The sequence below is a fragment of the Gordonia sp. ABSL11-1 genome, from assembly GCF_030315685.1.
Lineage (GTDB): Bacteria > Actinomycetota > Actinomycetes > Mycobacteriales > Mycobacteriaceae > Gordonia.
The window spans coordinates 127472-144807 of record NZ_JASXSI010000004.1; the positions used below are offsets into that span (position 1 = coordinate 127472).

Annotated in this window: 18 protein-coding genes; 9 read left to right on the top strand and 9 right to left on the bottom strand. The window is 67.3% G+C overall.

The window, feature by feature from the left end; all coding sequences use genetic code 11:
• Positions 1 to 32: 32 nt before the first annotated feature.
• Positions 33 to 1025 (bottom strand): Ppx/GppA family phosphatase, encoded by a 993-nt coding sequence (locus QSJ19_RS06135; RefSeq protein ID WP_286319042.1) that lies wholly within the window; start codon positions 1023 to 1025, stop codon positions 33 to 35.
• Between the two features lie 147 nt (positions 1026 to 1172).
• Between QSJ19_RS06135 and QSJ19_RS06140 the strand changes: the two genes are divergently transcribed.
• Complete coding sequence (locus QSJ19_RS06140) at positions 1173 to 2015, top strand: DUF3109 family protein (protein WP_286319319.1); 843 nt, start codon at positions 1173 to 1175, stop codon at positions 2013 to 2015.
• Positions 2016 to 2211: 196 nt separating this feature from the next.
• Here QSJ19_RS06140 and QSJ19_RS06145 read toward each other — a convergent pair whose 3' ends face one another.
• The 4 genes from QSJ19_RS06145 to QSJ19_RS06160 all read right to left on the bottom strand — a co-directional run bounded on the left by QSJ19_RS06145 (position 2212) and on the right by QSJ19_RS06160 (position 5639).
• Positions 2212 to 2898: a response regulator gene (locus tag QSJ19_RS06145; RefSeq protein WP_286319043.1), complete on the bottom strand. Its 687-nt coding sequence runs from the start codon at positions 2896 to 2898 to the stop codon at positions 2212 to 2214.
• Between the two features lie 20 nt (positions 2899 to 2918).
• Positions 2919 to 4337: a sensor histidine kinase gene (locus tag QSJ19_RS06150; RefSeq protein ID WP_286319045.1), complete on the bottom strand. Its 1419-nt coding sequence runs from the start codon at positions 4335 to 4337 to the stop codon at positions 2919 to 2921.
• A 151-nt stretch (positions 4338 to 4488) separates the two neighbouring features.
• Positions 4489 to 4821: a GNAT family N-acetyltransferase gene (locus tag QSJ19_RS06155; RefSeq protein WP_286319047.1), complete on the bottom strand. Its 333-nt coding sequence runs from the start codon at positions 4819 to 4821 to the stop codon at positions 4489 to 4491.
• Between the two features lie 71 nt (positions 4822 to 4892).
• Entirely contained in the window at positions 4893 to 5639 is a 747-nt protein-coding gene (locus QSJ19_RS06160; RefSeq protein ID WP_286319048.1) for a phosphoglyceromutase, read from the bottom strand.
• A gap of 205 nt (positions 5640 to 5844) precedes the next feature.
• Between QSJ19_RS06160 and QSJ19_RS06165 the strand changes: the two genes are divergently transcribed.
• Positions 5845 to 7269, top strand: coding sequence for an APC family permease (locus QSJ19_RS06165; protein WP_286319049.1), 1425 nt, complete (start codon positions 5845 to 5847; stop codon positions 7267 to 7269).
• Positions 7270 to 7381: 112 nt separating this feature from the next.
• Here QSJ19_RS06165 and QSJ19_RS06170 read toward each other — a convergent pair whose 3' ends face one another.
• A complete protein-coding gene (locus QSJ19_RS06170; RefSeq protein WP_286319051.1) occupies positions 7382 to 8986 on the bottom strand; it encodes an AMP-binding protein in 1605 nt (534 codons plus the stop codon).
• Positions 8987 to 9206: 220 nt separating this feature from the next.
• Between QSJ19_RS06170 and QSJ19_RS06175 the strand changes: the two genes are divergently transcribed.
• Positions 9207 to 9686 (top strand): DUF2975 domain-containing protein, encoded by a 480-nt coding sequence (locus tag QSJ19_RS06175; protein WP_286319053.1) that lies wholly within the window; start codon positions 9207 to 9209, stop codon positions 9684 to 9686.
• Positions 9686 to 9892 (top strand): helix-turn-helix domain-containing protein, encoded by a 207-nt coding sequence (locus QSJ19_RS06180; RefSeq protein WP_286319055.1) that lies wholly within the window; start codon positions 9686 to 9688, stop codon positions 9890 to 9892. The genes QSJ19_RS06175 and QSJ19_RS06180 overlap by 1 nt, the downstream gene beginning before the upstream one ends.
• A gap of 52 nt (positions 9893 to 9944) precedes the next feature.
• Here QSJ19_RS06180 and QSJ19_RS06185 read toward each other — a convergent pair whose 3' ends face one another.
• Both QSJ19_RS06185 and mshA read right to left on the bottom strand, forming a co-directional pair.
• Complete coding sequence (locus QSJ19_RS06185; RefSeq protein ID WP_286319056.1) at positions 9945 to 10559, bottom strand: type III secretion system chaperone family protein; 615 nt, start codon at positions 10557 to 10559, stop codon at positions 9945 to 9947.
• A gap of 4 nt (positions 10560 to 10563) precedes the next feature.
• The gene (mshA, locus tag QSJ19_RS06190) at positions 10564 to 11913 is read right to left on the bottom strand and encodes a D-inositol-3-phosphate glycosyltransferase (protein WP_286319057.1); all 1350 of its coding nucleotides are present in this window, start codon (positions 11911 to 11913) and stop codon (positions 10564 to 10566) included.
• Between the two features lie 113 nt (positions 11914 to 12026).
• Here mshA and QSJ19_RS06195 point away from each other — a divergent pair, with 113 nt between their 5' ends.
• Together QSJ19_RS06195 and QSJ19_RS06200 are read left to right on the top strand one after the other, a co-directional pair.
• A complete protein-coding gene (locus tag QSJ19_RS06195) occupies positions 12027 to 13310 on the top strand; it encodes a cytochrome P450 (protein WP_286319058.1) in 1284 nt (427 codons plus the stop codon).
• Complete coding sequence (locus tag QSJ19_RS06200) at positions 13303 to 13899, top strand: TetR/AcrR family transcriptional regulator (RefSeq protein WP_286319060.1); 597 nt, start codon at positions 13303 to 13305, stop codon at positions 13897 to 13899. Before QSJ19_RS06195 ends, QSJ19_RS06200 begins: the two co-directional genes overlap by 8 nt.
• A 49-nt stretch (positions 13900 to 13948) precedes the next feature.
• On the opposite strand, the gene QSJ19_RS06205 is transcribed toward QSJ19_RS06200, so the two are convergent.
• Positions 13949 to 14338 (bottom strand): DUF5313 domain-containing protein, encoded by a 390-nt coding sequence (locus tag QSJ19_RS06205; protein ID WP_286319062.1) that lies wholly within the window; start codon positions 14336 to 14338, stop codon positions 13949 to 13951.
• Positions 14339 to 14498: 160 nt separating this feature from the next.
• Between QSJ19_RS06205 and QSJ19_RS06210 the strand changes: the two genes are divergently transcribed.
• From QSJ19_RS06210 to QSJ19_RS06220, 3 genes are read left to right on the top strand one after another with little or no spacing between them, the layout of a single operon-like run.
• Positions 14499 to 15506, top strand: a complete 1008-nt coding sequence (locus tag QSJ19_RS06210) for a metal ABC transporter solute-binding protein, Zn/Mn family (protein WP_286319064.1) — start codon at positions 14499 to 14501, stop codon at positions 15504 to 15506.
• 4 nt (positions 15507 to 15510) lie between these two features.
• Complete coding sequence (locus tag QSJ19_RS06215) at positions 15511 to 16356, top strand: metal ABC transporter ATP-binding protein (RefSeq protein ID WP_286319066.1); 846 nt, start codon at positions 15511 to 15513, stop codon at positions 16354 to 16356.
• The gene (locus QSJ19_RS06220; protein WP_286319067.1) at positions 16353 to 17228 is read left to right on the top strand and encodes a metal ABC transporter permease; all 876 of its coding nucleotides are present in this window, start codon (positions 16353 to 16355) and stop codon (positions 17226 to 17228) included. The genes QSJ19_RS06215 and QSJ19_RS06220 overlap by 4 nt, the downstream gene beginning before the upstream one ends.
• Positions 17229 to 17336 lie beyond the last annotated feature (108 nt).

Here is a 17336-nt window from a genome sequence, read left to right on the forward strand (position 1 = left end):
AAAACCCGCCCCCATGCGGGGCATGTGTCAGCTCATCCAACGCCGCGGCCGGGCCCCCCGGTTCCCACCGTTTCGGTTCCGCCGGCCTCGGCAGCCTGTACCGGCTCGGAGTCGAGCCGGCGCAGGATGACGCCTTCGCGCAGCGCCCATGGACAGATCTCAAGTGTATCGACTGCCAGTGCGCGCATGGCCGCCTCCGCCACCAGAGCACCCGCCACCAGCTGACCAGCGCGGTCGGCGCTGACCCCCTCGAGTTCGGCGCGGTCGTCGCGCGTCATCCGGGAGATGAAGGAGATGAGCTGGCGTAGACCGTTGGTGGTCAGCTGCCGCTGCACCCGCGGTCCCGCGCTCGACGGGGCCGCGCCGGTCAGGCGGGCCAGACTGCGGAAGGTCTTCGATGTGCCGACTGCGAGGTCCGGACGGCCGGGTTCGATCAGCGCCTTCGCCACGGGCCGCAGCTCGGCGTCGAGCCAGTCACGCAGGACGGCGACCCGACGACGGTCCGGCGGGTCCCCCGGCAACCACTCCCTGGTCAGTCGGCCCGCACCGAGTGGCAGCGACAACGCCGAGTCGGGTTCCTCGTCGACGCCGTTCGACATCTCCAGCGACCCGCCGCCGATGTCGAGGGCGAGGATCCGACCGGCGCTCCAGCCGTACCAGCGGCGCACCGCCAGGGACGTCAGCCGGGCCTCGTCGCGTCCCGACAGCACGGTCACCTGCACGCCGGTCTTGTCGGCGACCGCGGCAAGCACCTCGTCGCTGTTGCTCGCGTCACGGACCGCCGACGTCGCGAACGCCATGATCTGTTCACACCCCGACGTCGACGCGATGTGGGTGAACTCGTCCACCGATTCGATCAACTTGGCAGCCGCGCGATCGGAGAGCCGACCGCGATCGTCGATCTGCTCCGCGAGCCGAAGCACGGATTTCGTGGAACTCATGGGGGTGGGATGCCCACCGCGATGAGCATCGACCACCAGCAGGTGGACAGTGTTGCTGCCCACGTCGAGCACTCCTAGACGCACGTTCTCCAAGGCTAGTCCGTGGCATGGGGTTCTCGGCACGCGGAGTGGAATTCCGCCGCGATCGCCCGCCGCCGTGCGACTTCGCCGACGGCGGTTACCGTTGACCATGTGAGCCGCACACAAGCCCCGCGACAGACCCCCGAGCGCATCACGCCTGCGCCGGAGGTCGATCTGGATTTCCCTCGCGAATGGTACGAATTCGCCGATCCGGCCGATTCCGAACACGTGATCAACGCGGATCTGACGTGGCTGCTGTCGCATTGGACCTGTGTCTTCGGCACCCCCGCATGTCAGGGCATCATCGAGGGCCGCGAGAGCGACGGGTGCTGCAGTCACGGCGCGTACCTGTCGGACAAGGGCGACCGCAAGAAGTTGGCGAAGGCCATGGCGATGCTGACCGAGGACGACTGGCAGTACTACAAGAAGGGCTCCGGCAAGGACCCACTCGGCCCGCGCGGCTACCTCGAGGAGGGCGACGGCGATGACGATCCCGGGGACGACGGGCCAGCTCTCAAGACGCGAAAATACAAGGGCGCGTGCATCTTCCTGAACCGACCCGGGTTCGCAGGCGGGACCGGCTGCGCATTGCACTCGATGGCGCTGCGCCGTGGTATCGAACCGCTGACCGTCAAGCCCGAGGTGTGCTGGCAGCTACCCGTTCGCCGCGAACAGGATTGGGTCGAGCGGCCCGACGGCACCGAGGTGCTGCGCACCACGATCACCGAGTTCGACCGTCGCGGCTGGGGCGAGGGCGGGCACGACCTGAAGTGGTACTGCTCCGGCTCACCCGACGCACACGTCGGCGCCACCCAGGTGTGGGAGTCGTACGCCCCCGAACTCGTCGAACTGATCGGCCAACCCGCCTACGACGTGCTCGCCGCCGCGTGCCGTCGTCGAAACGGGTTGGGGCTCATCGCCGTCCACCCGGCGACGACCGCCGCCACCACCCGCCGCGAGACCGACATCAAGTACGAGTTGATGGAGGAGTAGCGCCCGTCATCAACTCGTCCGGAAGCCGGCCTCCCGACGCCACCGGCACGGAGGCCGACCGTGCCCTGTTTTGCGCTGACTGTGCCCGGCCATCCACCCTGCGCGCGCTCAGCTCGGTAGCACCGGGCACAGTCGGCGCAAAACTGGGCACGGTCGGCGCGAAAGGAGCCTCCGTGCCGCGAGTTGTGTGGGTACCTTACGGTTCGTATTTGTAGCCCAGGCCGCGGACGGTGACCAGGTGTTTGGGGTTGCCGGGGTCGGGTTCGATCTTGGATCGCAACCGCTTCACGTGGACGTCGAGGGTCTTGGTGTCACCGACGTAGTCGGCGCCCCACACCCGATCGATCAGCTGACCGCGGGTCAGGACGCGGCCGGAGTTGCGAAGCAGGTACTCGAGAAGGTCGAACTCCTTGAGCGGCAAGGTGATCGCGTCACCGTTGACTGCGACGGTGTGCCGCTCCACGTCCATCCGGACCGGCCCCTCCTCGAGGACGCCGATGGCGAGTTCCTCCTCGGCGGCGTCACCACCCCGTCGCAGGACGGCGCGGATGCGCGCGATGAGTTCGCGGGCCGAGTACGGCTTGGTGACGTAGTCGTCGGCACCGAGTTCGAGTCCGACGACCTTGTCGATCTCGCTGTCGCGGGCGGTCACCATGATCACCGGGACACCCGAACGCTGTCGGAGCGACTTGCAGATCTCGGTTCCGGACATGCCCGGCAGCATCAGGTCGAGGAGCACGATGTCGGGGCTCACCCGATCGAAGGCCGACAGCGCTTGCGCACCGTCGTTGACGACGCTGGCCTCGAACCCTTCCTTGCGGAGCAGGAAGGCGAGCGGGTCGGCCAGTGATTCCTCGTCCTCGACGATAAGTACGTGCGTCACCGATGGAATTCCTTTGGTAGTCAGGGACGTTCCGGTGCGGACTGGTGCATCGGAACGCGGTCGGCGGCGGCCGCACCCGGGTGGATGTCGGCGATGCCGGAGTCGTCGGAGTCGACGACCTCGGGGGTCAGGTCCTGCGGGATGCAGAGGGTGAAGGTCGAACCGGTGCCCGGCTTGCTCCAGAGCCCGATCGTGCCACCGTGATTGGCGGCGACGTGTTTGACGATCGCGAGACCGAGTCCGGTGCCGCCGGTACGTCGCGAGCGGGCCTTGTCGACACGGAAGAACCGTTCGAAGACGCGTTCCTGGTCCTCCTGCGCGATCCCGATCCCGCGGTCGGTCACCGCGATCGCGACCATGGGACGGCCGTCGACGGTGGCGACGCGGCGACTGATCGAGACGGTGGTGTTCTCTGACGAGTAGGCGATCGCGTTGACGACGAGATTGCTCAGCGCGGTCAGCAGCAGCACGCGGTCGCCGCGCACGGTGAGCCCGGCGGGCATGTCGGCCTTGAGCGTGATGCCGACGGCCTCCGCATTGGTGGTGGCGGTGTCGATCGCCTCGGACACCAGTTCGTCGACGTCGACCGTCGTGAACGCCGACGTCTCGCCGCCCTGTAGTCGGGACAGCGCGATCAGCTCGCTGACCATGTTGCCGAGTCGATCGGCCTCGGTCAGCACCCGACGACCGAAGTGTTCGACGGACTCGTGGTCGTCGGCGGATTCCAGCAGGGCCTCGGTGAGCAGTCCGATCGCGCCGACCGGGGTCTTGAGTTCGTGGGACACGTTGGCCACGAAGTCGCGGCGGGTGGCCTCCACCCGACTGTGTTCGGTGTCGTCGACGCCGTAGACGACGGCGTAGCGCTCGTCGTCGTGGGCGACGAGGCGGATCAGACAGCGCACCGACTCGAAATGTCGCGCGGTGGTGCGCCCGGTGGAGATGAATCCCAGCGACGACTGCGGCGGACTGAACTCGAACCGGGCCTCGACCTCGGTGTCAAGCACCTCCTTGGCCGCATCCCACACCTCGTCGGCGAGGAGACGGTCACGGACCACCCCCATCTCGACGGCCTGATGGTTGTAGAGGACGACATCGCGGAACTGGTCGACGACGGCGACCGCCGACTCGCTGTGGCGAACGATGAGGCTGAGCAGCCCCGCCTTGGTCATCCGGCCGTCGTCGGTGGTCACGGTGACATCGGAGTCGCGCAGCTCGGCGGCCTCGGCGACCTCGCGGGGTGCGTTCGCTTGGTTCAACCGGGTCGCGACCAGATCAGTGGTGACCGGGACAGCGGTCGACTGGGACACACGTGCGTTGGCCGGGGACACCGATCTCCGCACGTGCCAGGCACTCCAGCCGCGTCCGTGCCAGCCGAGCCCCAGGAGGACCCCGCAGAACAATGCGAGCGCGATCGCCGCGAAAACCAGTGCAACGGTCACAATGGCAGCTTACGGCGCGACAAACGCGCACTGCACATTCGTCGCCATTGTTCTGCGGGTGTTCACGCACTGTTCGGCCAACCGGACACGGTTGTGACACGACGTTGCTACGCGGGGGAAACGGCCGCTCCACCGACCCGATCTGACACCGTCACTGCGGAACGGGAACCGCCATGTCGGCATACTCCGGGTTCTGCGAGATGAACCGCTGGACATACGAGCAGACCGGGACCACCTGCTTCCCCGTCGTGCGGATGTCGTCGAGAACCACGCGCACGAGCTGACCCGCGTATCCGTGTCCGCTGAACTGCTCGCGGATCACGGTATGGGTGAGGACCACCTGATAGGGCTCCGAGACATAGTCGAGATATCCGACCGTCTCCTCGTCGCCGCTCCCGTCGGCAGTCGAATCCGAGCTCAATATCGCTTCGTAACGCTCCTGAGCTGGGGAATGATTGATTCTCAGAATCCCGGCATCCGCCATGGCATCCAATGTAGCGCGCGTCACACCTTCGGCACCATGACGATTGTGTTACAGGTGCACCGACCCGTAGGTCACTTCTGCCCCTGCGCGGCGACGGCCGCGGCCCCTGCTGCAGCTGCTTCCGGATCGAGGTAGGTGCCGCCCGGATTGAGCGGCTCGAGGTTCTCGTCGAGGTCGTAGCGCAGCGGGTTGCCGGTGGGGATGTTGAGCCCGGCGATGTCGGCGTCGGAGATGTCGTCGAGGTACTTCACCAGCGCCCGCAGCGAGTTACCGTGCGCCGCGACGAGCACCGTCTTGCCGGCCCGGATGTCGGCGGCGATGGTCTCGGTGAAGTACGGGATCATCCGGGCGACGACGTCCTCGAGGCATTCGGTCAGCGGGACCTCGGCCAGGTCGGCGTACCGCGGGTCGTCGGACTGGCTGTACTCGGCGTCGCGCTCGATCGCCGGCGGCGGGACGTCATAGCTGCGACGCCAGAGCATGAACTGCTCCTGGCCGTACTTCTCGAGGGTGTCCGCCTTGTCGAGTCCCTGCAGGGCGCCGTAGTGACGCTCGTTGAGCCGCCAGTCGCGGGTCACCGGAATCCAGTGGCGATCGGCCTTGTCCAGTGCGATCTGCGCGGTCTGGATGGCCCGTCGGAGCAGCGACGTGTACAGGATGTCGGGCAGGACGTCGTGCTCGACGAGCAGTTCGCCCGCGCGGACCGCCTCGGCCTCGCCCTTCTCGGTGAGTGCGACGTCGACCCAGCCGGTGAACTGGTTCGACGCGTTCCACTCGCTCTCGCCGTGCCGCATCAGAATCAAGGTGCCGTTGCTCATGCCACAAAGTTTTGCACAGATGGACAGATGGGTCGTGGCTTCTCCCCTGCACAGCCGTTCCATCGGCTCCGCGGACACGCTCCGCGGAATTCTGGGCACGCTCGGCGGGGTCCAGGGCACGATCGGCGATTGCGCGATCGCACAGCAGGTCCCGATCCGGTGCACTTATCTCACATAACGGACATTCTGGGTCTAGCGTTGATCCATGACAGCCACCCCTGAAGCCGGTGCGCCCAGTACCGACCAACCCGAACTCAGACGCGTTCTCGGATGGAAGCTGCTGCTGCTCTTCATCATCGGCGACATCCTGGGCACCGGCGTCTACGCTCTCACCGGCCAGGTGGCCGGCGAGGTCGGCGGCGCCGCGTGGGTCCCGTTCCTGATCGCCTTCGCGGTCGCGACCCTGACCGCTTTCTCGTATCTCGAACTGGTGACGAAGTACCCGCAGGCGGCGGGCGCCGCGCTGTATGTGCACAAGGCATTCGGCGTCCACTTCATCACGTTCATCGTGCTGTTCACGGTGATGTGCTCCGGTATCACGTCGGCGACGACGGCGTCCCGGGCGTTCGCGGTGAACATGCTGACCGCCTTCAGCGGCGGCGACAAGCCCGACACCACCAGTCCGGCCCTGCTCTTCTTCGCGATCGCCTTCCTGCTGGTGGTCATGTTCATCAACTTCCGTGGCGTCGCCGAGGGCGTGGGCACCAACGTCGTGCTGACCCTGGTCGAGCTGTCCGGCCTGCTGATGGTGATCTTCATCGGCTACTGGTTCATCGTCGGCGGCAACGCCGAGCACTGGGACGCGGTGGCGGCCTTCGAGACACCCGACGACAAGAACGTCTTCATAGCGATCACGGCGGCGACATCACTGGCGTTCTTCGCGCTCGTCGGATTCGAGGACTCGGTGAACATGGCCGAGGAATGCAAGGAACCGGTCCGCATCTTCCCCAAGGTCATGCTGAGCGGTCTGGCGATCACCGCCGTGGTGTACGTGCTCATCTCGATCGCCGCCGTCGCGATCGTGCCGGTCGGCGTCCTCGCCGAGAGCGAGACCCCGCTCATCGACGTGGTGCAGGCCGCGGCCCCCGACTTCCCGATCGGTGAGCTGCTGCCATGGATCTCGATGTTCGCGGTCGCCAACACCGCGCTCATCAACATGATGATGGCCAGCCGGTTGCTCTATGGCATGTCCAAGCAGGGCGTGCTGCCGGGCTTCCTCTCCTACGTCCACCCGGGTCGCCGGACACCCGTTGCGGCGATCATCTTCACCACCGTCATCGCGCTGTGCCTGCTCGTGTACGTCAGCGCGGACCCGGAGAGCTCGGTGGTCGGCCTGCTCGGCGGCACCACCGCACTACTCCTGCTGGCCGTCTTCACCGTGGTGAACATCTCGGTCCTCGTGCTCCGCCGCAAGCCGGTGCAGCACAAGCATTTCCGCACGTGGACGCCTATCGCCGTGCTGGGCGCCGTGACGTGCGGCTACCTCACGCTGCCGGTCACCGGCCGCGATCCGGAGCAGTACGTGATCGCCGGGTGGCTCCTGCTACTGGGAGTGATCCTGTGGGCGCTGACGTACTGGCACCATCGACGCCGACACATCCCGAAAGGTCATCTGGAAGAGGTGAACTGACGGGTCTCGATACGCCCTCGGGATACTCGACCGGCGAGATCTCTTGCCCGCTGGTCGAGTAGCACGCGAGCCGGCAGGCGCGCCGACGTATCGAGACCGCCTGCGTCCAAGGCTATTTGCGCAGATCCTTGCGCAGGATCTTGCCCGACGCCGACTTCGGGATGGCGTCGATGAATTCGACGGCGCGGACTTTCTTGTGCGGGGCGACCTTGGCCGCGACGAACTCGATGACCTCGTCCGCGGTCAGCTCCGTGTCGGGCTGCTTGACGACGAACGCCTTCGGGATCTCCTCGCCCTCATCATCATTGACACCGATGACCGCGGTGTCGGCGATCTTCGGATGTGTCAGCAGCAGAGCCTCGAGCTCGGCCGGCGGCACCTGGTAGCCCTTGTACTTGATGAGCTCCTTGAGCCGGTCGACGATGTAGACACATCCGGTCGGGTCGACCTGGGCCATGTCGCCGGTGTGCAGATAGCCGTCGGCATCGATGGTGTCGGCGGTGGCCTGCTCGTTGTTCAGGTATCCGAGCATCACGTTGGGCCCCTTCACCCACAGCTCGCCGGGCTCCGAGAGCCCCTCGGACGGCAGGTCGATCTCCTCGCCACTGGCCGGATCGACGATCTTGTTCTCCGAGTTGGGGATCGCCCATCCGGTCGACGACAACGGCGGATCCTCACGGCCCAGCGCAGCCTGCGTGTCGAACGGGATGAGGTGACTCACCGGCGACAACTCGCTCATGCCGTACCCCTGCAGCATGTGCAGGTTCAGCCGCTTGGCAACCGCCTTGCCCAGCTCGTCGTCGAGCGGCGCCGCACCCGACATCATCGTGTGCAGGGACGACAGGTCGTAGTTGTCGACGATGGGGTGCTTGGCCAGCGCGACCGCGACCGGCGGAGCGATGTAGGCGCTGGTGACCTTGTGGTTCTGGATGTTCTCCAGGAACTCGACGAGGTCGAAGCGTGGCATGATGACAAGGCGGCCGCGGTTGTACAGCGCGGCGTTGAGCAGCACCGTCATCCCGTAGATGTGGAAGAACGGGAGCACGGCGATCACCACGTCATCGGGGGTCATCCCCTGCAGCGGCTTGATCTGGGCGACGTTGGCGACCAGGTTGCGGTGGCTGAGCGCGACACCCTTCGGGTTGCCCGTGGTGCCGGAGCTGTACGGCAGCGCCGCGACATGGGTGGCCGGGTCGATCGTGATGTCGGGCGCCGGGAGATTCGGACCCAACAGGTCGACGGCGTTGGGATTGCCGGTCGCCTTCTGGCCCTCACCGTCGAGCACGATCAGGTTCTCGTCGGAGATCCCGACCTCCTTGGCCGCGGCCGCGGCCTGTTCGAACATCGGCGAGATGGTGATCAGCATCTTCGCCTTGGCATCGGTCAACTGCTTCGCGATCTCGGGCGCGGTGAACAACGCATTGATCGTGGTGGCCGTGCCGCCCGCCCGCAGGATTCCGTGGAAGACGGTCGCGAACGCCGGGATGTTCGGGGACAGGACCCCCACGACGTCCCCCACCGCGACGCCACGCGCGGCCAGGGCGCCGGCCGCCGCATGGATCTGTCCGATCAACCGCCCGTAGGTCGTCTCGTCGCCGGACTTCGGATCGACCAGCGCGACGCGGTCGAGATCAGCGTCGCTGATCGAACCGAACAGGAAGTCGTAGACACTCACATTCGGGATCTCGACATCGGGAAAGGGACTCGTGAAGCTCATGACACCTCCGTTGGGGGACTCCAGGAGAATCGTAGCAACACGCGTTGTCACGATTGACCTGAACACAATGTCCGCATCGTCCGATTGACGCGAATCGGATTCCGCCTCGACAGCGCACCACTCTACGTGGCGGCACCCCTGCGAACTCCCGACTGCGGCAAATATCTTGACCTGAGTACCGCGCATTGACAAGCGATGGTTGTAGATCGATTATCGATGTGTGAACGTCGACAATCGAGTGGTACTTGTCTCACGTGCGGCGTTGGTCGTGTTCGTCACGCTCCTCGTGGTCCCGCAGACGCTGTCGCTGCCCGGCCAGTTCGCGCACACGGCCGCCGAATCTCCGGATGTGGCGTACCTCCGCTGGCCCGCGACGACGGTCGCGGCGTTCCTGGTCCTCGGCGTGGAGATCGTGGTGATCTGCGTCTGGCGACTGCTCACACTCGTCCGCGGCGACAAGATCTTCACCGCGGCCTCACTCGTCTGGGTGGATGTGATCGTGTGGTCGATCCTCGCCGGCCGGCTCGCCTTCGCCGCCGCATTCCGCTACCTCGGCGTGCACGCCGACGACCCGGGGCTGCCGCTGTTGATGTTTCTCTGCCTCGTGACCGTCGGAGTCCTCGGTCTGCTGATGGTGGTGATGCGCGCACTGCTGCGGCAGGCGACCGCGCTGCGCACCGACGTGGACGCGGTCATCTGATGCCGATCGTCGTCCGGATCGACGTGGAGCTGGCCCGTCGCAAGATGAGTGTCGCCGAGTTCGCCGAACGCGTCGGGCTGACCGCCGCCAACGTGTCGGTACTCAAGAACGGCAGGGCCAAGGCGATCCGGTTCAGCACTCTCGAGGCCATGTGCCGTGTGCTCGATTGCCAGCCGGGACATCTTCTCGAATTCGTCGACGAATGACCAGAGATGGGCGACCGGAAACCGGCTCATCCGCGAGAGATGCTGCCGTCGTTCAGCTCTCGTCGTCAGTGGCGGAGGCCTCCGGCTGCTCCCCCGCGCGATCGACGGCGGTGACGCCCGGCTCGTAGCGCCCCTCGAGCGGCTCTCCCGGCTCGGGAAGCGACTCCTTGTCGATGAGGTGTTCGAAGGCAAGGAGGTTCCGCAGCGACTCACCACGCGAGACGCGCCACGCCCACTCGCGCTGGATGGACGAGAGGAAGCCGATCTCGAGGAGCGTGTTGAAGTCGCCGTCGGCGGCCTCGAGTACCTGCCCGAGGACACGGTCGACCTCGTCGGCACTGAGCGCATCACCGGAGATCCGCCCGACGAGATAGATGTCGCCGGTGTTGTCGATGGTGTAGGCGACGCCGTAGAGCCGACGGTTGCGCCGGAGCAGATAGCGGTAGACGCCCTCGTGGTTCTCGTCGGGGCGGCGGCAGACAAAGGCCTCGACCCGCACCCCGTGCGGACCGGCGGTCAGCAGAACGGTCGTGGTGAGCTTGCGTTCGCCGGGCAGTTCGAGGACGAGGTGGTCGGCCTGTGCTCCGCCGGCGTCCTTGCGGCTGAACGGGATCTCCCGTTCGGCGAGCGTGGATTCGAGTAGGTCGACGATCTCGGCTTGGTTCACCCGTTCATCCTTGTCTGACGGTCATGCGTGGTCGGCGACGACGCCAGCGACGCGAACCCCGGCGCACCGACGCCGCACCGGTCGTCCCCGGGTTGCGCGCCGCGAACGACGCCATCGCGTCGGAGTAGCTCGACAGCAACTGTGTCGCGGTGTGTTCCCAGGAGAACTGCTCGGCATGTGTGCGCGTGTTGCGTCGCATCGCGGCGAGCCGGTCCGGGTCGTCGAGCAGTCCGCCGATCGCGGCGGTCCAGTCCTCGACGTCGTGCCCGTCGACGAGCAGCCCGGTACGGCCGTCGGCGACCGCGACGCTCAGTCCACCGACGTCGGCGGCGATCACCGGTGTCCCGCACGCCTGCGCCTCGATCGCGACCAGCCCGAAACTCTCCGAATAGCTCGGTACAGCAACGACATCCGACGCCCGATAGACCTGGGCGAGGCGATGGGACGGCTGCGGCGGCAGGAACGTGACGGCGTCGCTGATGCCCAGTTCGGCGGCGAGATCGATGAGCGCCGTCGGCTGCGCGAGGCCGCTGCCCGACGGTCCGCCGACGACGAGGACACGGACCCGGCGGCCCTGTCGGCGCGACCGCTCGACGATGGGTGCGGCCGCGGCCAGGAGGACGTCGGGGGCCTTGAGCGGCTGAATGCGGCCGACGAAGGTCAGGACCGTCTCGTCGGGCCGCAGGCCGAGTTCGGCGCGGGCCTGGTCACGTGGTCCGGGCGCGTAGACGTCGAGGTCGGCGCCAGGGGTGACGACGTCGATCCGACCGCGGTCGGCGTGATACATCGACATCAGCTCGGTCGCCTCGGTCTCGGTGTTGACGACCATGCGGTCGGCCTCGTCGACGACCTGCTGCTCACCGATCACCCGCAGCATCGGCTCCGCGGTGTCGCCCTTGGCCAATGACGCGTTCTTCACCGCCGCGAGGGTGTGGGCGGTGTGGACCAGAGGCACACCCCAGCGGTCGCGGGCCAGCCAGCCCACCTGGCCGGACAGCCAGTAGTGCGAGTGGATGAGGTCGTAGTAGCCGGGCTTGTGCATGGCCTCGGCCCGCAGGACCCCCGCGGTGAAGGCGCACAGCTGGGCCGGCAGGTCGCGTTTGTCGAGGCCCTCGAACGGGCCCGCCACGACGTTGCGGACGGTGACGCCGGGTGCCGCGACGACGGTCGGCGCATCCGACGACGACGTCGCGCGGGTGAAGATCTCGACCTCGATCCCGCGCCGGGCCATCCGGGTGGCGGTCTGCCAGACGTAGACGTTCATCCCCCCGGCGTCGCCGGTGCCCGGCTGCGCCAACGGCGAGGTGTGCACGGAGATGAGTGCGACTCGCCGCGGCAACGGGGGGCTGGTCATCCCACCAGCTTAGAGAAGGCCGTATCAACGCTCATCGTGCCCGGGCACACCGGCCTCGCCCGCAGATCTCGGCGTGGGTTGACACTCTTCTGATTGTGTCTCATTCTCGACACATGAGTGCTGAAGTGTCCGACGTGGCCGAGATCCCGCGGTTCTCGCTTCGATCCGGCGCGACGTGGGCCGACCCCTATCCGATGTACGCCGCGCTGCGCCAGCACTCACCCGTGCATCACGTCGAACCCGCGACCGACCCGGGCACCGGCGAGCCCGACGCCGGCGACTACTGGGTCCTCACCCGTCACGCCGACGTCCTCGCCGCCGCCAACGACGCGACGACGTTCTCCTCGGCCCAGGGGCTCACCGTCGCCTACGGTGAACTCGACGCGATCGGCATGGCCGACCATCCGCCGATGGTCATGCAGGATCCGCCGACCCACACCGCGTTCCGACGGTTGGTGTCGCGTGGATTCACCCCGCGTCAGGTCGTCGAGATCGAGCCGAAGGTGCGCGAGTTCGTCGTCGAGCGCCTCGAACGCCTCCCCTCCGGCGGCCCCGCGGACATCGTCGGCGAGCTGTTCAAACCGCTGCCCAGCATGGTGGTCGCCCACTATCTCGGTGTGCCCGAAGAGGATTGGTCACGCTTCGACGGGTGGACGGAGGCCGTGGTCGGCGCGACGTCGTCGGCCGGTGGGGTCGGTGGCATGGACGCCGCCGCCGAGTCCGCCGGGGCGGCGACGCTGGAGATGCTCGGGTACTTCAGCGAGCTCGTCGACTACCGCAAGCGCCACCCGGCCGACGACACGGTCTCGCAGTTGGTCGCGGCCGGTCTGGCCGACGATCCCGAGAATCCGCACGGGCTGCTGTCGATCATGGCGTTCACCTTCACCATGGTGGCCGGCGGAAACGACACCACGACCGGGATGCTCGGCGGGAGTGTGGCTCTGCTGCACCGCTTTCCCGAGGAACGGCAGCGACTCGTCGACGACCCCGGATTGATTCCCGGCTCCGTCGACGAACTGCTGCGCCTCACCTCGCCGGTGCAGGGTCTCGCCCGCACGACGTCGCGCGACGTGCACTATCCGGACACCCCGGACGGCGGCGCCACGATCCCCGCCGGCCGAAAGGTGTTGTTGTGCTATGGGTCTGCCAACCGAGATCCGTCGGTGTACGGACCGGACGCCGACGAGCTCGACGTCACGCGGCGTCCCCGCAACATCCTCACGTTCAGCCACGGGAACCACCACTGCCTCGGCGCCGCCGCCGCTCGGATGCAGGCGCGAGTGGCCCTGGCCGAATTGCTGGCTCGCCACCCGCGGTTCACCGTGGACGTCGACGGAATCCAATGGGCCGACGGCAATTACGTCCGACGACCCACCTACGTGGGCGTCCATGTCTGACTCCCGCACCGTGGACTGGCTCGCGACGGACCGAGCCGAACTCGGTACCCAACGCATCCTGGACGTCGCGGAACGTCTCTTCATCGAGCACGGCGTCGCAGCGGTGACCATGCGTTCGCTGGCCACCGCGGTCGGCTGTTCGAGGGCGACTCTGTACCGGTACTTCCCGGGAAAATCCGAGGTGCTCGCCGCCTATGTCGAACGCGCGGCCGCGCAGGTAGGTGTCGCCATCGCCGGGGCCACCGACGGCACGAGTGATCCCGGCACACGCTTGATCGCCGCAGTCATGACGGCCGTCGAGGCCGTGCGGGCGAACCCGGCATTGTCGGCATGGTTCACGGCGGACACCGCCGGGGCGTCGGCGAATCTCGCACTCCTGTCCCCCGCGATCGAGGAGATCGTGCGCGGCTTCCTCGCGGACATCCGCGCCGACGACGGCGGACGCGACCCCGATGCCGCCGACCTGCGCGAACGCGGGCGATGGCTGGTCCGCGTGATCGTCTCCCTCCTGACCACGCCGGGACGGGACCCGGACGACGAGCGGGCGATGCTCGAACAATTCGTCGTGCCGGTGGTTCTCGGTCCGTGATCCTCCGCCCGGACGGGAGCCGGTCGGCGAGCGCGTGCGGTGAGGTCTGCTAGCGCTGCCGACCGCGGTACTTGCGGTGGTACTCGTCGTACAGATCGGCGTCGCGTTCGCGTTCGATCTTCGTGACGAGCTCGGGATCCAGACCATGCTGTGTCAGCCGGTAGCGGCGGTACACGCGGTTCAGAGCGATCGAGAAGAAGATGTACGGCAACAGGATCGGGATGGTCATGTTGAGCCGGATGATGAAGTCGGTGGGGATGAACATCATCGGCGCGAGCAGGATCACGCACGGCACCGCCCACCGCGCGACCATCCGAGCGGCCGCCCCGGGCCCGGCGAGATCGTTGGCGACCCAGTCCCGCGTCGACGGCGGCAACTTCGCCCCATAGGCGTACTTCACGTATTGCCAGCCCTTGGGGCCCGTCAGACCGTCGCTCACGAATTCGATAGTACGCGATTGAATCGATGGCTACCCGTCGGGTTCCGTACCAACCGTTCCGACCGGGGACCATCTCTGCTGTGCCGATTCGCCGCGCCGTCGCGGGGTCCCCTACACTGCTTTCGGTAACGATTGTCATTTGCGTGAGGCGGAGAAGACGATGAGGCGAACACTGGCCGCGACCGTGGCTCTGATCGGTGCGAGCGCGCTGGCCCTGGCCGGCTGCTCGGGCAGCGACCACGGGACGGCCGCGTCCGGCACCCCGACGGTGGTCACCTCGACCAATGTCTGGGGCTCGGTGGCCTCCGCGGTCGCCGGGGACAAGGCGAGCGTCACCACGCTGTACACCAACGCCGAGGGCGACCCGCACGAGTTCGAGCCGTCCGCCGCCGACACCGCAGAGGTGTCCGACGCCGACGTCGTCGTACTCAACGGCGGCGGATACGACGCCTACATGGAGAAGGCCGTCGAGGGCTCCGACATCCCGACGATCAACGCCTATGACATCTTCCAGGGCGACCACGACCATGGTTCCGGTGATGGTTCCGGGGATGGTTCCGATGGGGTTTCCGACTCCGGAGCAGCCGGAGATCACGACCATGGCGACCATGGCGACCACGACCACGGCGATCAGAACGAGCACGTCTTCTACGACCTGCCTGTCGTCGCCGAGGTGGCCATGGACCTCGCGAACGCGCTCGCCGAGAAGGACCCGGCCAACGCCGAGGCCTACCGCGCCAACGCGGAGGCATTCGGCACCAAGGTCAGCGGGTTGCGCGGCTATCTCGCCACCATCAAGAAGGACCACGACGGCACCGAGGTCGCCCAGACCGAACCTCTCGCCGGCTACCTGCTGACCGAGGCGGGCCTCGTCGACGCATCGCCCGCCGGGTTCACGCAGTCCGTCGAGGAGGGACAGTCGCCGTCGGCGGCCGACCGCGCCGCCCTCGAGGACCTGCTCACCTCGAAAACCGTGCACGCCTTCATCTACAACACGCAGGCCGTCGACTCGGTCACCGAGGCCATGCTGTCGGTCGCGGAGCGTTCCGGGGTGCCGGTCGTGAAGTTCACCGAGACGCTGCCGGACGGCACCACCGACTACATCGCGTGGCAGCAGGGCCAGATCGATGCGTTGAGCGCCGCACTCGGAAACCATGCCGCACACTGATGTCATGACCGAACCCGCCCGGACGGACGTGCAGGTCGCACGATTCGACCACGCGCGCCTCGGCTTCGGGTCGCGGGTGCTCTTCGACGACCTGAACCTGGGCATCTCCCGCGGGGAGTTCATCGCGGTGCTCGGCCCCAACGGATCCGGGAAGACGTCGTTCCTGCGGTGCCTGCTCGGGCAGTACCCGCTCGACGACGGTCGGCTCGAGGTCACCGAACGCATCGGCTACATCCCGCAGCAACATTCCGACGACGCCGACCCGATGGCATTGCGCGGACGCGATCTGGTCGGGTTCGGTGTCGACGGTGCCCGGTGGGGCGTCGGGTTGCGCGGCCGGGCGCGTCGCCGGCGACTGGTCGATGCCGCACTCGCCGAGGTCGGCGCGACGGCGTACGCCGAGGCCCCGATGGGCCTGCTCTCCGGTGGTGAACAACAGCGCCTTCGAGTGGCCCAGGCGCTGACCGGGGATCCGACCCTCCTGCTGTGCGACGAACCGCTGTCGAGCCTGGACCCCACCAATCAGCACCTGGTCGTCGACCTCATCGACGAGCGTCGTCGGACCGCGGAGACCGCCGTCGTGTTCGTGACCCACGAGATCAATCCGGTCCTCCCCTACGTCGACCGTGTGCTCTACCTCGTCGGCGGCCGTTTCCGCATCGGGACGCCCGACGAGGTGATGACCACCGCCACGCTGTCCAACCTGTACGGCAGTGACGTCGAGGTGCTCCGGGTCAACGGCCGGCTGCTGGTGATCGGCGGCGAGGACGCCCACCACTGCGATCACCGTCCCGAAGCGCCTGCACCGACGGCGCAGGGTTCGCACGGTGAGCGGACCACGCAGTCATGACGGTCGGCGCTCCCCTGGCCGCCGCGCAGATCGAGATCAGCAAACTCTGGGACTTCGGCGAGACCGGCTCACTGCTCGAACGTGACTTCGTCCAGCAATCGTTGATCGCGGTCGCTCTGCTGGGGTTGCTCGGCGGCATCCTCGGGCCACTCATCGTGGCGCGCCAGATGTCGTTCGCCGTCCACGGTGTGAGCGAGTTGTCGGTGACCGGTGCCGCGGCCGCACTCCTGTTGGGCATCAGCATCAATGTGGGCGGGGTGATCGGCGCCGTCGTCGTCGCCGCGGTCTTCGGCTTCATGGGAGACCGTGCGCGCGAACGTGACTCGGTCATCGGTGTGGTGATGGCGTTCGGCTTGGGCCTCGGCGTGCTGTTCCTGTCGCTGTACGGCAGTGCGCGAACGGGTTTCGCGATGCTCACCGGCCAGGTGGTCAGCGTCGGGACGGGTGGCCTGACGGCCGTCGCGACCACGACCGTCGTCGTGGCCCTCGGCATGGCGGTCATCTATCGTCCGCTACTGTTCGCCTCGCTCGATCCGAGGGTCGCCGGCGCTCACGGCGTCCGGATCCGCGCGTTGTCGGTGGTGTTCGCGGTCCTGATGGGACTGGCCTGCGCGCAAGGCGTGCAGATCATCGGTGCGCTGCTGGTGATGTCACTGATGATCACCCCGGCGGCCGCCGCAGCCCGGCTGACCGCCAACCCGACGACGGTGCTCGTGCTGTCGGTGGTGTTCGCCGAGGTGGCCGCCGTCGGCGGTCTGATCCTGTCCCTCGCCCCCGGGCTGCCGGTGTCGGTGTTCGTCACCACCATCTCGTTCGTGATCTACGTGGTGTGCCGCGTGGTGGGTCGTCGTCGGCAGTTCGCCACCCGCTAGGCCGCCCCTCGCCAGAGCTGGCCTGAACTCGCCGATCGTGCCCAGGGCACGCTCGGCGAGAACCAGGGCACGGTCGGCGAGGTGGGGCTCCGCCAGGCCGCGGGCCGT

Excerpts from the sequence above, each read along its gene's own strand:
- mshA (WP_286319057.1), bottom strand. The coding sequence starts at position 11,913 with ATGACCAGCCCCCCGTTGCCGCGGCGAGTCGCACTCATCTCCGTGCAC.
- QSJ19_RS06170 (WP_286319051.1), bottom strand. The coding sequence starts at position 8,986 with ATGAGCTTCACGAGTCCCTTTCCCGATGTCGAGATCCCGAATGTGAGT.
- QSJ19_RS06165 (WP_286319049.1), top strand. The coding sequence starts at position 5,845 with ATGACAGCCACCCCTGAAGCCGGTGCGCCCAGTACCGACCAACCCGAA.
- QSJ19_RS06210 (WP_286319064.1), top strand. The coding sequence starts at position 14,499 with ATGAGGCGAACACTGGCCGCGACCGTGGCTCTGATCGGTGCGAGCGCG.
- QSJ19_RS06180 (WP_286319055.1), top strand. The coding sequence starts at position 9,686 with ATGCCGATCGTCGTCCGGATCGACGTGGAGCTGGCCCGTCGCAAGATG.
- QSJ19_RS06200 (WP_286319060.1), top strand. The coding sequence starts at position 13,303 with ATGTCTGACTCCCGCACCGTGGACTGGCTCGCGACGGACCGAGCCGAA.
- QSJ19_RS06220 (WP_286319067.1), top strand. The coding sequence starts at position 16,353 with ATGACGGTCGGCGCTCCCCTGGCCGCCGCGCAGATCGAGATCAGCAAA.
- QSJ19_RS06195 (WP_286319058.1), top strand. The coding sequence starts at position 12,027 with ATGAGTGCTGAAGTGTCCGACGTGGCCGAGATCCCGCGGTTCTCGCTT.
- QSJ19_RS06215 (WP_286319066.1), top strand. The coding sequence starts at position 15,511 with ATGACCGAACCCGCCCGGACGGACGTGCAGGTCGCACGATTCGACCAC.
- QSJ19_RS06160 (WP_286319048.1), bottom strand. The coding sequence starts at position 5,639 with ATGAGCAACGGCACCTTGATTCTGATGCGGCACGGCGAGAGCGAGTGG.
- QSJ19_RS06155 (WP_286319047.1), bottom strand. The coding sequence starts at position 4,821 with ATGGCGGATGCCGGGATTCTGAGAATCAATCATTCCCCAGCTCAGGAG.